Raw genomic sequence first — 16,720 nt, 5'->3', positions numbered from 1 at the left:
TAACACTAATTAACAGTCGTTATGACTGGTTAACCCTATTCCCGGCACGCCTGGCGGACATTTGCAAAAAAAGTCATGAAAACGTTCGTAATGCTGGCGGCAGGCCTGATGGCAGGCGCCGCCGTACAGGCGCAGCAACCTTCCGGGGTGATCCAATATGAAGTGAACTCAAAGATCGAACTCGGTCAGTTCCGGATGGTGATGCGGGGGGCCGACGGCTCGGTGACCACGAGCAACACACCTCCGCCCGACATGCCCGACCTGGTGACTTTCAACCAGACGTTCACCTTTGCCGGCGGGATGGGAAGGATAGAAACCGAGGGCGGCGGGAATATGATGCGCAGGATGACGCTGGGCACCCCCGCCGCCGGGTTGACTTTTTCCGCGGCGGGCGCGCCTCCCGCCGGTGCGCCATCAGCCGGGACGGTCAGCCGGTCATCATCACTGCGCCCTCCTGTCATCAACACCATGTATATTGACCTTGTAAATAAACGGTACTTATCGGTGCTCACCCGGGAGAAAGACAGCATTATAGACGGCGCCTGGTACAGTGAAGAGGCTTACAAGCCGGCTGCCGAGCTGAAGACTTCCGGGAAAACGAAAACCATCGCGGGTTACCGTTGCCAGCGCGCCACGGCGAACCTGGGCGAGGAGAGCTTCGTGATTTGGTACACGACGGAAATCCCCATGCTCTTCTCCCCTGTTAACGGTGTTTGGCCGCCGCAGGGCGTGGTGCTGGCGCTTGAAAGCTCGAAACGCTCGTATATGGCGAAGAAAGTGGAACTGAGGTCCGTTGCGGATGCGCCGGCGTTGCCGGCAGGCGCGGAAAAGGTGACGGCGGCGGAATTGAAGGAAAAGCAGCGGAGCATTATGGAGGCATTTCACAACGAGCAGCTGAAAAAGTTGCAGGAAGCAGAATAAAAACCCATTTAGCAAGACACAGCGCCCCTCATGAAGAAAATCCTCCAGATAATCGGGTTAGCCATATGGCTGGTGTCCGGGATGGCGATCGCGTCCCGTGCGCAGCTTCGTGAATTCAGGGTGACGGGCAAAATTACCGACCAATCCACCCGCGAAGCGCTCCCCAATGCCCCGGTAGCCTTGCTGGGAAAGGATTCCGTGACGGCAGCGCATGCGGTAACGGATTCCCTCGGCCGGTTTACCCTCACCGCCACGCAACGCGGCCCCCTCCGCCTCGTGATCACCTACATGGGCTACGAAACCTATTCCCGCCACCTGCTCGTTTCCGATACCGCCACCCTCATTTCCGCCGGGAACATCGCCATGCCGCCGAAAGGGATCAACCTGGCCAGGATCGACGTAGAAGGCTACCGCCAGCCCATCACCCTTAAAGAAGACACCGTCGAGTATAACGCGGGTTCGTTCAAAACCCGGGAGAACGCCGTGGCGGAGGAATTACTGAAAAAGCTGCCGGGCATCACCGTGGAGCGCGACGGCACTATCAAAGCCGGCGGCGAAAAGATAACAAAGGTGCTGGTAGACGGTAAGCCCTTCTTTGGCAACGACCCGAAAATGGCCACGCGCAACCTGCCTGCAGATATCCTCGACAAAGTGCAGCTCATCGACCAGAAAAGCGATCAGGCGCAGTTTACCGGGATCCCTGACGGGCAAACGGAAAAAGTGCTCAACTTCACCGTAAAGGAAAACAAGCGCCGGGGCTTCTTCGGCCGCGTGACGGGCGGTTACGGCACCGGCCAGCGCTTTTCCGGGAACGGAAATATCAACGCTTTCCGGAAGGAAAAACAGTTTTCTTTTATCGGGAGCGGCAATAATACCAACGGCACCAGCAACCCTGAGGGAGGGATGGGCAACATGGGCGGGGGAACGGGCATTTCCCGGAACTGGAACGGAGGGCTGCAATTCAATAACAGCACTTCACCGAGGTTTAAACTCAACGGCAGCTATTATGTGAATAACAACCGGATGGAAACGGAAAACACCAGCAGCCGGGAGAATATTTTCCGGAAAGATTCCTCCAGCTACGTGACAGGCGGCGATTTCGGGAACAATGCCGTATCGAGCCACAATATCAATATGCGCATCGAAAGCGAGATCGATTCTTTCCACTCCTTCATTCTTTCCCCTAACCTTTCTTTTTCCAACAGCGACAATTTTTCACAACGCTTATCCACTACCCGTAACAATAACGGCGATACCGTGAACACCAACCGGAGTAATACCCTGGTGGATTCCAAAACGCCGAACATCAACGCCCAGGCACTCCTGCGCCGGAAGTTCAGGAAAAAGGACGAACCCTCAGCGCCAATCTTACTTTCCTGCATAACAGCAGCGACGTGAGCACCTTCAATGAAGCGTATACCCGTTTCAGGGTCAACGATACGCAGTACCGGCTCGATACGATCGACCAGAAAGTGCAATCCGAAAACCTGGCGCGGTCGTTCGGCGTTCGCCTTAGTTACACCGAGCCCGTGTTCCGCGACCGTTACCTGGAAGTCAATTACGGGTATAACAACGCCTTCAATTCCTCCGACCGGTATACCTGGGACCGCAGCAAGCCCGGCGGGGAATACGACCTGCTCAACGACAGCCTGACCAATCATTTCAACAACTTCAACACCCAGCACCAGGTAGGCCTGAATTTGCGGACGGAAAAGCTGAAATACAATTACACCCTGGGTTTCAACGTGCAGCGGAACCAGCTCGAAAGCCGCAACCTCACCAAAGGCGAAAATGTGGAACAGCTTACGACCAATTTTTCGCCTACCGCGCAATTCGCGTATAATTTCTCGCAGAACAAACACTTCAAGATTTCGTACCGCGGCAACACACAACAACCTTCGCTGGAACAGCTGCAACCGGTGCCTGACCTCTCGAACCGGCTGATGATTCGCCTGGGGAACCCCAATCTGAAACCCGCGTTCCAGAACATGGTGAATCTTACCTTCAATACCGTTAACCGCGAAAACTACCGGACTTTCATGGTGGGAATGACGGGCATGCTGCACCTGAACCGGATCGTCAACAGCTCCGTGCTCCGCGAAGACGGGGTGCAGGTAACGCAGCCGGTGAACATGAATGGCGGCCTGAATCTGAATGCCTATTCGGTGATCGGCCTGCCCCTCGACAAATCCCAGAAAGCGGCATTCAACTTCACCACGGAAGCCGGTTTCCGGCGGGATCCCAGTATGGTGAACAATGCGAAGAACCAGACGAGCAACCTGACGTTGGGGCAGGTGGTTAATTTCCATCTGAACGTGAAGGAAACTTTTTTTATGGGAACGGAAGCGCGGGTAACGTTTAACAACGCCAGGTTTTCCGCGAATCCGCAGAACAATGCGAAGTATTTCAATTATGATTTGAACCTGGACGGGAGCGTAAACCTGCCCTGGGATATGACCCTCATGGCGCAAACGCATTTTACCGCCACAACTGGCCGTGGCGAAGGGTTCGACCAGCAATTCACGCGCATCAACGCATCGCTGTCCAAAACATTCCTGCCGCGGCGCCAGGGCATCATGCGGTTCATGGTGTACGACCTGCTGAACCAGAACCTGAGCGTTTCCCGGACGGTGGCGGACAATTACATCGAAGATACGCGGAACATGATGTTGCGCCGGTATTGCATGCTATCATTCACCTGGATCTTCAACCGGTTTGGCGGGCAAAACGCAATGTCGCCGCCTCCGCTGATCCGATGAGGCGGGCGAGGTGTAAAAGGAAAAATTCGCCTGTAATCCCACGGACCTGGGGAAACCTAATGTCCGGGGAGCGGCCCTGGGTTGGGGGGCCAGATGGGTTTTTAGGGGTCAGAGATCGTTAAATACGCGCTTTTTGCTCTGCGCCTGCCAGTAGTTCGAAATGTAAACCACCAGCCGCGCGATGGTGAAGGTAGGGATGAAATCCAGGCCGGGGAAGAGCTCTTCGATGAAGTTGAAGGCGCCGCCGAAAAGGCCTACCGGGCCGCCGAACAGGCGATAGAACACTATCGCGGAAATCGGCGCCCAGATCACATCGCTCACCTCCCCCAGCAATGGCACCGCGTAACTGGCGAGACCGATCAGGTCCATCACCAGGCAAACGAGCAAACTGGGAGTAGATTTTCTTTCCATACACACGGGTTTATATCTATATAATCAAATAGCCCGCCAAAATGTTACAGGGCAAGGCGCGATCATCCCCCGAAATTCCCCCAAACCCTTGCCCCTGCCGGATGTATATACGAATGCGGTTGGTCATTTGGATGCGGCGCCGCGGCTTTTTTGCAGCAGGAACCCGGGCTTGCATTCCGGCGAAAAAAATATACTTTCACTGTCGGTAAAACCGTCACGTTATGAAAACACCCTCATCCCGCAGAGATGCGATCAAAAAAGTAGCGACTATGGCCATGGCAAGCACCGTTTTTTCTTCCCTCAGCGAACGCGTATCCGCCCACGAAAGGGCCGTGGACGCGCCGCTCAAGGGCAAAGTGAACCACTCCGTCTGCGCCTGGTGTTATAATGGCATTCCCCTGGAAACCCTCTGCCAGTCGGCCCGCGACATGGGCATTCGCAGCATCGAGATCATCTCGCCCGAACAGTTCGAAACCATCAAGAAATACGATCTCACCTGCGCCATGGTAGGCGCCCAGCACCGCGACTGGGGCATAACCAAAGGCTGGAACCGGAAAGAGCACCACGCCGGCCTGGGCGCATACTACCGCGACCTGATCGATAAAACCTCAGCGGCGGGGTTCACCAACCTCATCTGCTTCTCCGGCAACCGCAACGGCCTCGACGACGAGCAGGGCATTATCAATTGCGCCGAAGGGCTCAAACAAATCATCGGCTACGCCGAAAAGAAAAAAGTGACGCTGGTGATGGAATTGCTCAACAGCAAGGTGAACCACGCCGATTACCAGTGCGACCGCACGGCATGGGGCGTGGAGCTCTGCAAGGCTGTTGGCTCCGATAATTTCAAGCTGCTGTACGATATTTACCACATGCAGATCATGGAAGGAGACGTGATCCGCACGCTCCAGGATAACCAAAAATACATCGCCCACTACCATACCGGCGGCGTACCGGGCCGTAACGAAATCGACGAAACCCAGGAACTCTACTACCCTGCCATCATCAAGGCCGTGGTGGAAACCGGGTTTAAAGGATTCGTGGCGCAGGAGTTCGTGCCCAAACGGGCCGACAAACTGGCGTCTCTCCGCCAGGGCGTTCAGATTTGTGACGTGTAAAAAAACAACGGGATCAGGTGCGGGCTTTCTGCCAGTCGTAGCGCAGCATGCCCATCACCACCATGTCTACATACTGCCCATGCAGCTTGGCGCTCTCCCGCAGAATGCCTTCGCGCGCAAAGCCCAGTTTAATGGGTATTTGCGCGCTTTTTTCGTTTTGAAGGACAAAGCGGATCTCCACCTTGTTGAGGCGAAGGGAAGCAAACGCATAATCGATCAGGGCGCGGCAGGCTTCCGAAACGATGCCTTTGCCTTGCATCGCGTTCACGATCCAGTAGCCGATCTCGGCTTTCTGGAGAATGTGGTCCCAACCATGCAGGTCGATCACGCCGCAGAGCGTATCCTGGTACCAGATACCGAAAGCCACGGCTTCCTGCTCATCCGCTTTCCGGAGCATCAGCTCAATGAATCGCAGGGAGTGTTCCTCGGAAGTGTTGTAATCGACCCACGGCAGGAAGCGCCGCAGCGTTTTCCGGGAGTCGTGGATCAGCCGGAAGAGGGCCGGAGCATCTTCCGTTTGCAGCTGGCGCAGCCGGATTTCGGTGTTGACTGGAATTTCTAGCATATGGTCAGGCGGGTAAACATAATAAAAAACCGCCTAAAACACCAACAGGCGACCCGCCCGGAGGCAAGTCACCTGTCGACTTTTGATTATGACGGTACTTTACTACACTTAGTTTCTGCTGATCAGTTGCTGCTTCGTCATATCCTTCACCACATGATTCGAATACACCACTGCCATCCGCTCGGCGGACGCGGGGTCGAAGGTTTCCGTCTGGATGGAATACAACAACTGCTGGTCCTGTATGCTGTACAGGTTACTTTCGAGGAAGTAGCGGGTATTGGTGGTGTAATAGCCGGGATCATACACCCTGCCGTACATCCAGTTGTAATACCCCCACCAGCGGCCGTAATAAGGGCCGCCCCACGGGCCGTACATCCTATTGTTGCCGGGAACGTAGCTCTTTTCTTTCGCTTTGTCCAGCATCACGATGGTCAGCACGTTATCGATATCGTCTTTCCGGAGTTTCTTCAACGCCTGTTCTTCCTTCAACCCTTTAAAAGCCTTGGGCCCGAATGCATCGAAGGCGGAGACGGCCTGGTATCCGCGCTGTTTGAGCGCCAGCACCATTTCTTTCTCCATCTGTCCACGCAATCTCCCTTCGCGGTCGTTCACGAGGCCCAGCACCATGATTTTCTTGCCTTTGTCCAGCGAAGTTTCCGGTTCTTTCCACGAAGATGTCACTTTCGTGCTCGAACAGGCGCCGAGGAATAACACCAGTCCGGTCAATATCCCTGCGGTCATGAGTTTCATCTTGGTCTTCATCGTATTGGTGTTTTATATGGGTTAGACGTAGGAATAGAACCAAAAGATACATGGCACCTTGCGGTTTAACATATTTTTCACCGAACTGTTAAGGTATTGTAAAGGATTGTAATGCAATGTGTTACCACACAATAAATAACCGCTGTTTACGTTGCGGGCGCCCACAACGCAAACTGCCGGCGCATTGGCCGGCAGCGTAGTATAATTCGTTGCGAGATGATTAATAATTGATCACCTGCTCCTGTATGGATTCCGGGATATCGCGGAATTCATAGAGCTGGTTGCGGAGCTGGGGTTCGAAGCCCGCTTCGCGGATAGCATCCTGCATGGATTTGTAGGTAAAGCGGTGGGGCGCCCCTGCAGCGGATACTACGTTTTCTTCGATCATGATGGAGCCGAAGTCGTTGGCGCCGGCATGGAGGCAGAGCTGGGCTACTTTTTTACCTACGGTGAGCCAGGAGGCCTGGATGTTTTTGATATTGGGCAGCATGATGCGGCTCATGGCGATCATGCGGACGTATTCTTCGGCGGACGACGTGTTATGCACGCCGCGTACGCGCGCCAGGAGGGTGTCCACGTCCTGGAAGGTCCAGGGAATGAAGGCGGTGAACCCATAATGCCCTTCGGGCTTCTCGGATTGTACCTGCCGGATGTCGACCAGGTGTTCGAAGCGTTCGAGGACGGTTTCCACGTGGCCGAACATCATGGTAGCGGAGGATGCGATATTGAGTTTATGGGCGGCCCTCATTACGTCGAGCCACTCGGCGGCGCCGCATTTGCCTTTGGAGATGAGGCGGCGAACGCGGTCGTTGAGGATTTCGGCGCCTGCGCCGGGCAGAGAGTCCATCCCGGCTTCCTGCAACGCGCGGAGCACTTCAATGTGGGTGCTTTTTTCAAGTTTGGTAATGTGCGCTACTTCCGGAGGGCCGAGGGTGTGGAGGCGGAGCTTGGGATACAGCTGTTTGAGCTGGTGGAAGAGGTTGACATAGAAGCTGAGGCCCAGTTCCGGGTGGTGGCCACCCTGCAGAAGGAGCTGGTCGCCGCCGTATTTGAGCGTCTCTTCTATCTTCACTTTATATTCCTCAATATCAGTAATATAGGCCTCCTTGTGACCGGGGATCCGGTAGAAGTTGCAGAACTTGCAATTGGCCGTGCATACGTTCGTGGTATTGACGTTTCTATCGATCTGCCAGGTCACCTTGCCGGAGGGTACCTGCTGCTTCCTCAGCTCGTTCGCGATTTCCATCAGCTCAGCCAGCGGTGCATGCTCAAACATGTAAACGCCTTCCTCAGCAGTCAGAAACTCGAACCTTTGCGCTTTTCCGTATAAATCCTGTAATTGCATCTTGTCAGCAAAGGTAGGGTATCCCCATAAATTATTTTGCCGCTTGTAAGATTTAAGAACGCGGGGTAACGGAGGAAATGTTAAATTTAAAGTGGAAGCCGCGGGAAAGGTCCCCGCCCCTTCCCCTGAATATTATGGGAGCCAAGTCCATCTTTCACGTTATCATCCTGATCCTGAGCCTGCTGTCTACCCCCTGCCGATCATACGCCCAGGGAACCGAAGACGCCAATCAGCCCGAAGCCCGGCTGATCACCCGTTTTCCCTTCAAACAGTACTATGGCGGCGTAGTCGTGATTTATGCCCGGCTTAACAATCACCCCGACACTTTGCAGTTTCTCCTGGACACCGGCAGCGCAGGCATCTCCCTTGATACCGCCACATGCGTCCGCCTCGGCCTCCAACTCACCCCCTCCGATAAAGTAGTCCGCGGCCTCGCAGCCAGCAAAAACATCTCCTACGCGGCAGACAACACGCTCCATCTCCCCGGCCTCAGCGTCGACAGCCTCGATTTTCATATCAACAACTACGAGCTCATCAGCCAGGTTTACGGCATCCAGATCGACGGCATCATCGGGTACAGCCTGCTGTCCAAATTTATCATGCAGGTGGATTACGATAAGGAAGAAATCCTCATGTGGACCAACGGGGAATTCAAATACCCCCGCGGCGGACAGATGATAAAGCCCAATCTTACGTTCATTCCCGTGATCAGCGCGCCGTTGAAAAGCGGAAAGCGCAACATCAACCACCGGTATTATTTCGATACCGGCGCGGGGATGTGCCTGCTGCTGTCGACCCAGTTCGTGAAAGACAGCTCCCTGCTCGTGAAGCGCAAGGCCAAGGTGATCCCTACCGAAGCGCAGGGCCTGGGCGGGAAGATGCAGATGTACATCACCACCATGACCGAATTCAAGGTCGGGAACTATTCTTTCCGTAACGTGCCCACGTATTTGTTTGACGATATTACGAACATCACCTCCTATCCATCGCTGGCGGGCATGATCGGCAACGACCTGCTGCGGCGCTTCAACCTGACGTTGAATTATTCCAGGAAGGAGATCCACATCATCCCCAACACCCACTTCCGCGATCATTTCGACTATTCCTATACCGGCCTCATCATCTACCTGATCGATAACCGCATCGAGGTAACCGACGTGATCCGCAATTCACCGGCGGAGAAGGCGGGCTTCCAGGTGGGGGATGTTATCCTGGCCATCAACAATAATTTCTCCACGAACCTGCAGCTGTACCGCGACATCCTCAAGAACATCGGCACGCGCCCCAAGCTGTTGCTGATGCGGAACAAGGAACTGATGGTGAAGCAGCTGCCCATCCGCAGCATATTGTAAGGAACGGCTTTTGTCGTAGATTTGCATGTTTCGGTCCGCCAGTCCGGCGGTTGCCGGCAATTATTTTATATATTCGGCATATGGTTCATTTTTCAAAGTTCACGCTGGATAACGGATTGCGTGTGATAGTGCATGAAGACGCCACCACGCCCATGGCGGTAATGAATGTGATGTATGATGTAGGCGCCCGGGACGAGGATCCGGAGCAGACCGGTTTCGCGCACCTCTTCGAGCATCTCATGTTCGGCGGAAGCGTTAATATTCCCGAGTACGACGAGCCGCTGCAGATGGCTGGCGGCGAAAACAACGCGTATACCACCAACGACCTCACCAATTACTACATAGAGTTGCCTGCCGAAAACCTCGAGACGGCTTTCTGGCTGGAAAGCGACCGCATGCTCTCCCTCGCTTTTTCGAAAAAATCGCTGGAAGTGCAGCGGAAAGTAGTGGTGGAAGAATTCAAGGAGCATTATATCAACAAGCCTTACGGCGACGTGTGGCATAAAATGCGGGAGCTCGCCTTTTCGAAACACCCCTACCGCTGGATGACCATCGGCAAGGAGTTGAAGCACATCGAAGACGCGAAGCTGGAAGACGTGAAATCTTTCTTCTTCCGGCACTACCGTCCTGTCAACGCCATTCTCGTGGTGGCGGGAAACGTTACGGAAGCAAGGGTGAAGGAGCTGGCGGAGAAGTGGTTCGGGGATATACCCAGCGGCGAGAAATACGTCCGCAATATACCCCAGGAGCCGGTGCAGGATGCGCCGCACTTCCTGGAGATCAAGGCGAAAGTACCGTTGGATGCCTTGTATAAAACCTGGCACATGCCCTCGCGCATCGATCCGAAATATTATGCGGCGGATCTCGTGAGCGACGTGCTCAGCGGTGGTGGTTCATCGCGCCTGCACCAGGTGCTCGTCAAGGAAAAGAAACTGTTCAGCAATATTGAATGCTACCACTTCGGCAGCCTCGACGCAGGTCTGATGACCATCGAAGGCAAGCTGGTGAAAGGCGTGAAAATGAAAGACGCGGAAAAGGCGATCGAAGAAGAGCTGGACAAGTTGCGGAACGAACTGGTGCCGGAACGCGAGTTGCAGAAAGTAAAGAACCGCGTGGAAAGCATGCTGGCTTTCGAAGACATGGGGCTACTTTCCCGCGCGAACAACCTCGCATTCTATGAGCTGATCGGCGATGCGGCGGAAATGAATACCGAATTCGCGAAGTACGAAGCGGTAACGGTAGCCGATATACAGGAACAGGCGCGGGCGATCTTCTCCCCCAACAACGTCAACACGATCCATTATTACGCAGGAAATTAAATTTATGATCAACAGAAGTCAGGCACCCGCAATAAAAGACGCAGTCAATTTCGATATACAACTCAAGCCGCTGGAGAAGTTCCAGCTGGACAACGGCATTCCCGTTTACGTGGTCCGCTCTTCCGAGCAGGAAACCCTCCAGCTGGAGCTGGTGTTCCCGGCAGGTACATGGTACGAGTCGGAAAACCTCGTGGCCTCCGCCACCAACTTCCTCATGAAGAACGGCACCAGCAAGCATTCCGCACTCGAGATCAATGAAATGACCGAGTATTACGGCGCCTACCTCAACCGGAATTGCTTCCACGAGAACGCTACGTACACCCTTCACTGCCTCAGCCGCCACATCACCGACCTGCTGCCCACGCTGCAGGAAGTGATCCAGGACCCGGCGTTCCCCGAGCAGGAGCTCGCCATCTTCACCCAGAATATGAAACAGAAGCTGGCCGTGAACCTCCAGAAAAGCGAGTTCGTCGCCAACCGGCATATCGATAAATATCTCTTCGGTGAATTCCACCCCTACGGCCGCGTGAGCAGCATGATGGCGTACGACGCCCTGCAAACCGAAAGCCTGCACGGATTCTACAAACAACATTACACGTACAACAATTGCAAAATCTTCCTGGCAGGCAACCTGCCCGATAATATCATCCCGCTCCTTAACCAATATTTCGGACACAAATGGGGCACGGAAACGCATAACCTCCGGCCAGAAATGCCCATCCTCCCGGCGGATGAAAAGAAATACCGCATCTTCAACGATGAAAACGGCGTACAGGGAAGTATCCGCGTAGCGAGGCCTTTCCCGAACCGCTACCACCCCGACTTTCCGAAGATGCTCGTGCTCAATACCATATTCGGCGGGTATTTTGGATCGAGACTCATGAGCAATATCCGGGAAGAGAAAGGATACACTTACGGCATCCACTCCCAGATATACAACTTCCGCCAGGCAGGCGCCATCAATATTCAGAGCGAAGCCGGGCGCGACGTATGCGAAAAAGCGATCGCCGAAATCTACCTGGAAATGAACCGCCTCCGCGACGAACCGATTCCGGAAGAAGAACTGAGCCTGGTAAGGAATTTCATGATCGGATCCATCCTCGGCGACCTCGACGGCGCCTTCCAGGTGATCCAGCGGTGGAAGAACCTTATCCTGAACGATCTCGACGAAAACTATTTCTACAATAATATCCGGACCATCAAAACCATTTCCGCGGAAGAGCTGCAGCAGATGGCGCGTTTGTACCTGGTGCCGGAAGACTTTTATGAACTGATCGTTATCTGATAAGCGGAAACACTAAACATTCTGCATGCTTTTTGTGTATTTTGTATAAAGCACTAACACGTTATCCAATGTTAGGAATTCTTATCCGGCTGCTCGTGACGGCGCTCGCAGCGCTGCTGACGGCCTATTTACTCCCCGGCGTAAAACTCCAGGATTTTACTACCGCACTCGTTCTCGCAATCGTGCTCGGTTTGCTGAACCTGATCGTGAAACCCATCCTCGTGATCCTCACCCTGCCTGTGACCATGGTTACCCTTGGCCTCTTCCTGCTCGTCATCAACGCACTGATCGTATTGTGGGCCAGCAGCCTGGTGAAAGGATTTAAAGTGGACAACTTCTGGTGGGCGCTGCTGTTCAGCGTGGTACTGTCGATCATCAGCAGCTTCATGATGTCGCTCGGACCGGAAGACCGCGTCGACTGACCTTAACGGCCCAGGCGTACGACCTGGCCTTTGCGGGTGCCGTTGTGTTTTCCGTTTTCTATCGTCAGTTGCCCGTTTACCATCACATGGCTGAAGCCGGTGGAATACTGGTGGGGGTGGGTGAAGGTGGACAGGTCTTTTACCGTGGCGGGGTCGAAGATAACGATATCCGCCATATATCCGGGTACGAGCAGGCCGCGTTGTGCCAGCCGGAACTTTTGTGCAGGGAGGGAGGTCATCCTGCGGATGGCTTCTTCCAGCCCCAGCACTTTTTCTTCCCGCACATATTTCCCCAGCACGCGGGCATTGGTGCCGTAGCCGCGCGGATGCGGAACGCCCACGCCGAATTCGCGGATACTCGCGTCAGACGCGAACATGTTGAAAGGATATTGCATGATGCGTTTCACATCTTCCTCGCTCATCCCATGAAACACCATGCCCGCGCTGCCTTGTTGCACCAATTCCAGCACGGTTTCCACTTCGTTGCGGATATTGCTTTTCCTGCCTTTTAACTTATTGATTTCGGAGATATTCTTGCCATTGAGCGTGGTGTCTGCCTCAAAATAAGCCACCACGGCGTAGTCCAGTTTTTTGAGGCGGCGCTTTTTATAAATGCCGCTCATTTCCGACACGATCTTCTTCCGTATATCCGGCGTGGTAAGGCGGTACACTACGGAGTCGTGGCCGCCGGACAGCGCCCAGTCGGGCAGCATAGTGCGGAGGCTGGTGCTGCTGGCGGTGTAGGGATATTGGTCGATGGTGACCTCGAGCCCTTCGCGGCGCGCTTTTTCGATGAGCGCCAGCGTTACAGTGGAGCGGCCCCAGTTTTGTTTGCCGCCGATCTTGAAGTGCGATATTTCCACGGGGATATTTGCCTGACGGCCGATGGTCAAAGCTTCTTCGATAGCTGCTTCCACAGCATCGCCTTCGTTGCGCATATGCGTGGCGTATACGCCGCCGTGCTTCGCGGCGGCTTTGGCGAGCCCTACCACTTCGTTCGTTTGGGCGTAGTTGCCGGGAACGTAAATCAGCCCGGTGCTGAGGCCCACCGCGCCGTCTTCCATCGCTTTTTCGACGAGGTTTTCCATTTTTAGCTGTTCCTCTGCGGTGGGTATGCGGTTGGTGCTGCCCATCACCACCCGGCGCACATCATTGTGGCCAATGAGGGAAGCCACGTTGATGGAGATGGTCATGCTGTCGAGCTGTTGGAAGTACCGCCCGAGGTCGGTGTTGGAAGCGCCGCAGTTGCCCGTGATCACGGTGGTGACGCCATCCATGAGGAAGCTTTCGGCCGTGGGGACTTTAAACTCATCGTCTTCGATATGGGTATGCACGTCGATGAACCCCGGTGCCACGATGCGCCCGCCGGCGTCTATGGTTTTTGCGGCGCGGAGGTTTTGCGGCTGGCGCGTAACGGCGAGGATGCGCCCGTCTTTCACCGACACTTCGCCATAATACCAGGAGTTGCCGGTGCCGTCGGCGATGCGCGCGTTGCGGATGAGGATATCGGCTTCGGATTGCGCGAAACCGGCCATGGCGGCGAGCAATGCGGGGAGAAGGAAGAGCGTTCTTTTCATGGATTTCCGGATTTAGCTGGAGTGGTCGGCCACGATTTTCCATTCCCCGTTAATGCGGCGGAGGAGGATGGAGAAATGTCCGTCGAGATTGCCGATGGTGCGCGTGAGCTTCCACTTGCCTACTACAAAATAAGCATCGCCCGCGAGTTTTTTAAATTCCAGCAGATCGAATGCGAGCTGACCCATGCCTTCTTTGCCGGGATAGGCTTTTTTGTAATTTTCCAGCGTGGCCTGCCATCCGTAGGTCAGCCCTTTTTTGCCGATAAACAGGAGGCTGTCGGATTTCCAGTAAGTGCCCATGAAGCCTTCGATGTCGCCGCGGTTCCAGCATTCGAGCTGGGTTTGCATGAGCTGGCGGATGCGGGTTTCGGCCGGATCCTGGGCGGAAGCGGAAAGGATCACGGAGAAGAAAAAGGCGGCGGACAATAAGAATTTGCGCATAGAATGGTTGTTGATAGCATGAAAATAAGGAAATCCCCGCGCGGGACGTTTCTTTTTCCGGGATGCGGGGTGGAAAAAACGGGTAAAATTGTATGCATGGCAGCGGGGCTGGCGAACCCATACTGTATTGTAAAGTAGGGGTTACTGTATATCAAAAGTGTATATAAAGTATATGAACACCCGTTTTTACTGCGTGGTATCCGTTTTATCTGCATGCTGCATCCTTTCATCATCTCTGCAGTTATACAGAATTAACTATGAAGCAGGCCCACAGGAGAATATAACTATGCGGCCTGCCTGCAGGCGTAATATCCCGGATTTTTGACCTGCGTTTCCGCGGTTTCCGGATTTAAAATCTATATAAATGACTGATTATCACAATTGAATCTATGAAAAAATGCATATTTGACGATGGAAAAGTTTAACGGTTTTTATCGGTTTTCCATTCCGGGATTGTTCTACCTTTGCACCACTACAAAAATTTTGCATTATGCCCGGATTTGAATTATTTGGCGCCGAAGAAAGGAAGGAAGTAAACGACGTCCTCGAGACAGGAATTTACATGCGTTATGGATTCGACGGTCCCCGCAAAGGGATCTGGAAAGCGAAGGAACTGGAGCAGGCGCTTTGCGAGCGTTTCAACGTGGAATACGCGCAGCTGACATCGAGCGGTACTACCGCGCTCACGACCGCTATGGCCGCATTGGGCCTTGGCGCGGGAGACGAGGTCATCATGCCGACTTTTACCTTCGTGGCCAGCTTCGAAGCCGTGTTGTCGGTAGGGGCAACGCCCGTACTGGTGGATGTGGACGATACGATGACGCTGGACCCCGCCGCCGTGCGCGCCGCCATCACCCCCCGCACCAAATGCGTAATGCCCGTACATATGTGCGGCTCCATGGCCGACATGGACGCGCTGATGGAAATCTGCAAAGCGCATAACCTCATCCTGCTGGAAGACGCCTGTCAATCCACCGGGGCTACCCACAAAGGCCGCGCCCTCGGTTCCATCGGGCATGCCGGTACATTCTCCTTCGACTTCGTCAAAACGATCACCTGCGCCGAAGGCGGGGCGATCATCACCAACGATAAAGACGTATACACGAAATGCGACGCTTACTCCGATCATGGTCACGACCATCTCGGCGGGGCGGACCGTGGCGCCGACGGGCATCCGCACCTGGGCTACAACTTCCGCATTTCCGAACTGCACGCCGCGGTAGGCCTTGCGCAGATCCGCAAGCTCGACCGTTTCCTGGCCATTCTCCGCAACAACCACGAGATCGTGAAAGCGGCGCTGGCTACGCTTCCGCAGGTGGAGTTCCGCCGCATCCCCGACCCCTCGGGCGACAGCTGCACCCATCTCTCCTTCTTCCTCCCCGACCTGGAAACGGCCCGCAACGCCGCCAAAGCCATGAAAGCCGCCGGCCTGCCCGCGTTCCATTGGTTCGACAACAACTGGCACTACTTCCGCAAATGGAACCACCTGCAAGAGGGCGCCACCCTCACCCGGTTCCCGGAACAACTCGCCAAAGACCTCGCCGCTTATCAAACCAAACAATTCCCCGCATCCGACGCCATCATCGGCCGCTGCATCTCCTTCCCCATCAGCCTCGCCTGGACTGACGCGGAAGTACGCGAACGCGCCGAAAAACTGACGGCCGCCGTGAAAAGCGCATTGTAATAACAAATTCCCGGCATGAAGAAAATCGCATTGATCCCGGCGCGTTACGCCGCCAGCCGCTTCCCCGGCAAAATGATGGCAGAGCTCGCAGGTAAAACCGTTATCTGGCGAACGTATGAATCCACCCGCGAAACCGGCGTGTTCGACGAAGTCATGGTCGTAACCGACAGCGACGTCATTTTTGAAGAAATCACCCGCAACGGCGGAAAGGCCATCATGAGCAAACGCGAGCACGAAAGCGGGTCGGACCGCATTGCTGAAGCCGTGGAGGACATGACCGACGTCGAGATCGTGGTGAACGTACAGGGCGATACGCCCTTCACCCGGAAAGAACCGCTGGAGAAGCTGTTACAGGTTTTTGAAGGCGAAGCCGGAAAAAAGGTGCAGGTGGCATCGCTCATGCAGGAACTGAAGGATTGGAAAGACATTGAAGACCCTAACTTCGTGAAAGTGGCGGTAGACAAGGATTTCAATTCGCTCATGTTTTCCCGCTCCGTGATTCCCTACCCCCGCGATAAAAACGTGCCCACAGTGTACTACGAGCATATCGGCATCTACGCCTTCCGCCGCGACGCCCTGCTGCAGTTCACGCGCACACCCATGACGCCGCTGGAAGCCGCCGAGAAAGTGGAGTGCCTGCGGTACCTCGAAATGGGAATCCCCCTCAAAATGGTCGTAACCGACTATATGGGCGTGGAAATCGATACGCCGGAAGACCTGGAAAGAGCTTCCAAATTGCTGGATCAACCTTAAACACAAAAA

16 protein-coding genes are annotated in these 16,720 nt (G+C 54.6%); 10 read left to right on the top strand and 6 right to left on the bottom strand.

What is annotated here, in order from left to right:
• Positions 1-75: 75 nt before the first annotated feature.
• From WJU16_RS13350 to WJU16_RS13340, 3 genes are read left to right on the top strand one after another with little or no spacing between them, the layout of a single operon-like run.
• Positions 76-921 (top strand): hypothetical protein, encoded by an 846-nt coding sequence (locus tag WJU16_RS13350; RefSeq protein ID WP_341833998.1) that lies wholly within the window; start codon positions 76-78, stop codon positions 919-921.
• A gap of 30 nt (positions 922-951) precedes the next feature.
• Positions 952-2,319, top strand: a complete 1,368-nt coding sequence (locus WJU16_RS13345) for a TonB-dependent receptor (RefSeq protein WP_341833997.1) — start codon at positions 952-954, stop codon at positions 2,317-2,319.
• Complete coding sequence (locus tag WJU16_RS13340; RefSeq protein WP_341833996.1) at positions 2,316-3,680, top strand: outer membrane beta-barrel protein; 1,365 nt, start codon at positions 2,316-2,318, stop codon at positions 3,678-3,680. Before WJU16_RS13345 ends, WJU16_RS13340 begins: the two co-directional genes overlap by 4 nt.
• A gap of 108 nt (positions 3,681-3,788) precedes the next feature.
• Here WJU16_RS13340 and WJU16_RS13335 read toward each other — a convergent pair whose 3' ends face one another.
• Complete coding sequence (locus WJU16_RS13335) at positions 3,789-4,091, bottom strand: hypothetical protein (protein ID WP_341833995.1); 303 nt, start codon at positions 4,089-4,091, stop codon at positions 3,789-3,791.
• 221 nt (positions 4,092-4,312) lie between these two features.
• Here WJU16_RS13335 and WJU16_RS13330 point away from each other — a divergent pair, with 221 nt between their 5' ends.
• Complete coding sequence (locus tag WJU16_RS13330) at positions 4,313-5,206, top strand: TIM barrel protein (RefSeq protein ID WP_341833994.1); 894 nt, start codon at positions 4,313-4,315, stop codon at positions 5,204-5,206.
• A 13-nt stretch (positions 5,207-5,219) separates the two neighbouring features.
• On the opposite strand, the gene WJU16_RS13325 is transcribed toward WJU16_RS13330, so the two are convergent.
• From WJU16_RS13325 to mqnC, 3 genes are all read right to left on the bottom strand, one after another.
• The gene (locus WJU16_RS13325) at positions 5,220-5,771 is read right to left on the bottom strand and encodes a GNAT family protein (protein WP_341833993.1); all 552 of its coding nucleotides are present in this window, start codon (positions 5,769-5,771) and stop codon (positions 5,220-5,222) included.
• Between the two features lie 108 nt (positions 5,772-5,879).
• Positions 5,880-6,533, bottom strand: coding sequence for a hypothetical protein (locus WJU16_RS13320; RefSeq protein ID WP_341833992.1), 654 nt, complete (start codon positions 6,531-6,533; stop codon positions 5,880-5,882).
• Between the two features lie 220 nt (positions 6,534-6,753).
• The gene (mqnC, locus tag WJU16_RS13315; RefSeq protein WP_341833991.1) at positions 6,754-7,878 is read right to left on the bottom strand and encodes a cyclic dehypoxanthinyl futalosine synthase; all 1,125 of its coding nucleotides are present in this window, start codon (positions 7,876-7,878) and stop codon (positions 6,754-6,756) included.
• A gap of 134 nt (positions 7,879-8,012) precedes the next feature.
• Between mqnC and WJU16_RS13310 the strand changes: the two genes are divergently transcribed.
• The 4 genes from WJU16_RS13310 (at position 8,013) to WJU16_RS13295 (ending at position 12,256) form a co-directional block, all read left to right on the top strand.
• A complete protein-coding gene (locus tag WJU16_RS13310; RefSeq protein WP_341833990.1) occupies positions 8,013-9,230 on the top strand; it encodes an aspartyl protease family protein in 1,218 nt (405 codons plus the stop codon).
• An 80-nt stretch (positions 9,231-9,310) separates the two neighbouring features.
• The gene (locus tag WJU16_RS13305) at positions 9,311-10,549 is read left to right on the top strand and encodes a pitrilysin family protein (protein WP_341833989.1); all 1,239 of its coding nucleotides are present in this window, start codon (positions 9,311-9,313) and stop codon (positions 10,547-10,549) included.
• A 4-nt stretch (positions 10,550-10,553) separates the two neighbouring features.
• Positions 10,554-11,834, top strand: a complete 1,281-nt coding sequence (locus WJU16_RS13300) for a pitrilysin family protein (protein ID WP_341833988.1) — start codon at positions 10,554-10,556, stop codon at positions 11,832-11,834.
• Positions 11,835-11,902: 68 nt separating this feature from the next.
• The gene (locus tag WJU16_RS13295; RefSeq protein WP_341833987.1) at positions 11,903-12,256 is read left to right on the top strand and encodes a phage holin family protein; all 354 of its coding nucleotides are present in this window, start codon (positions 11,903-11,905) and stop codon (positions 12,254-12,256) included.
• A 2-nt stretch (positions 12,257-12,258) separates the two neighbouring features.
• Here WJU16_RS13295 and WJU16_RS13290 read toward each other — a convergent pair whose 3' ends face one another.
• Both WJU16_RS13290 and WJU16_RS13285 read right to left on the bottom strand, forming a co-directional pair.
• The gene (locus WJU16_RS13290; protein WP_341833986.1) at positions 12,259-13,833 is read right to left on the bottom strand and encodes a D-aminoacylase; all 1,575 of its coding nucleotides are present in this window, start codon (positions 13,831-13,833) and stop codon (positions 12,259-12,261) included.
• A gap of 12 nt (positions 13,834-13,845) precedes the next feature.
• Complete coding sequence (locus WJU16_RS13285; RefSeq protein WP_341833985.1) at positions 13,846-14,274, bottom strand: nuclear transport factor 2 family protein; 429 nt, start codon at positions 14,272-14,274, stop codon at positions 13,846-13,848.
• Between the two features lie 490 nt (positions 14,275-14,764).
• On the opposite strand from WJU16_RS13285, the gene WJU16_RS13280 reads away from it, so the two are divergent.
• Together WJU16_RS13280 and kdsB are read left to right on the top strand one after the other, a co-directional pair.
• Positions 14,765-15,958 carry a DegT/DnrJ/EryC1/StrS family aminotransferase gene (locus WJU16_RS13280; RefSeq protein WP_341833984.1) on the top strand — a complete coding sequence of 398 codons (1,194 nt, stop codon included), beginning with the start codon at positions 14,765-14,767 and terminating at the stop codon, positions 15,956-15,958.
• A 15-nt stretch (positions 15,959-15,973) separates the two neighbouring features.
• Positions 15,974-16,711 carry a 3-deoxy-manno-octulosonate cytidylyltransferase gene (gene kdsB, locus WJU16_RS13275; protein ID WP_341833983.1) on the top strand — a complete coding sequence of 246 codons (738 nt, stop codon included), beginning with the start codon at positions 15,974-15,976 and terminating at the stop codon, positions 16,709-16,711.
• Positions 16,712-16,720: the final 9 nt, after the last annotated feature.

The sequence above is a fragment of the Chitinophaga pollutisoli genome (genome assembly GCF_038396755.1).
Classification (GTDB): domain Bacteria; phylum Bacteroidota; class Bacteroidia; order Chitinophagales; family Chitinophagaceae; genus Chitinophaga; species Chitinophaga pollutisoli.
The sequence above is the reverse complement of the archived record's forward strand: the minus strand, read 5'-3'. Positions and strand labels throughout refer to the sequence as shown.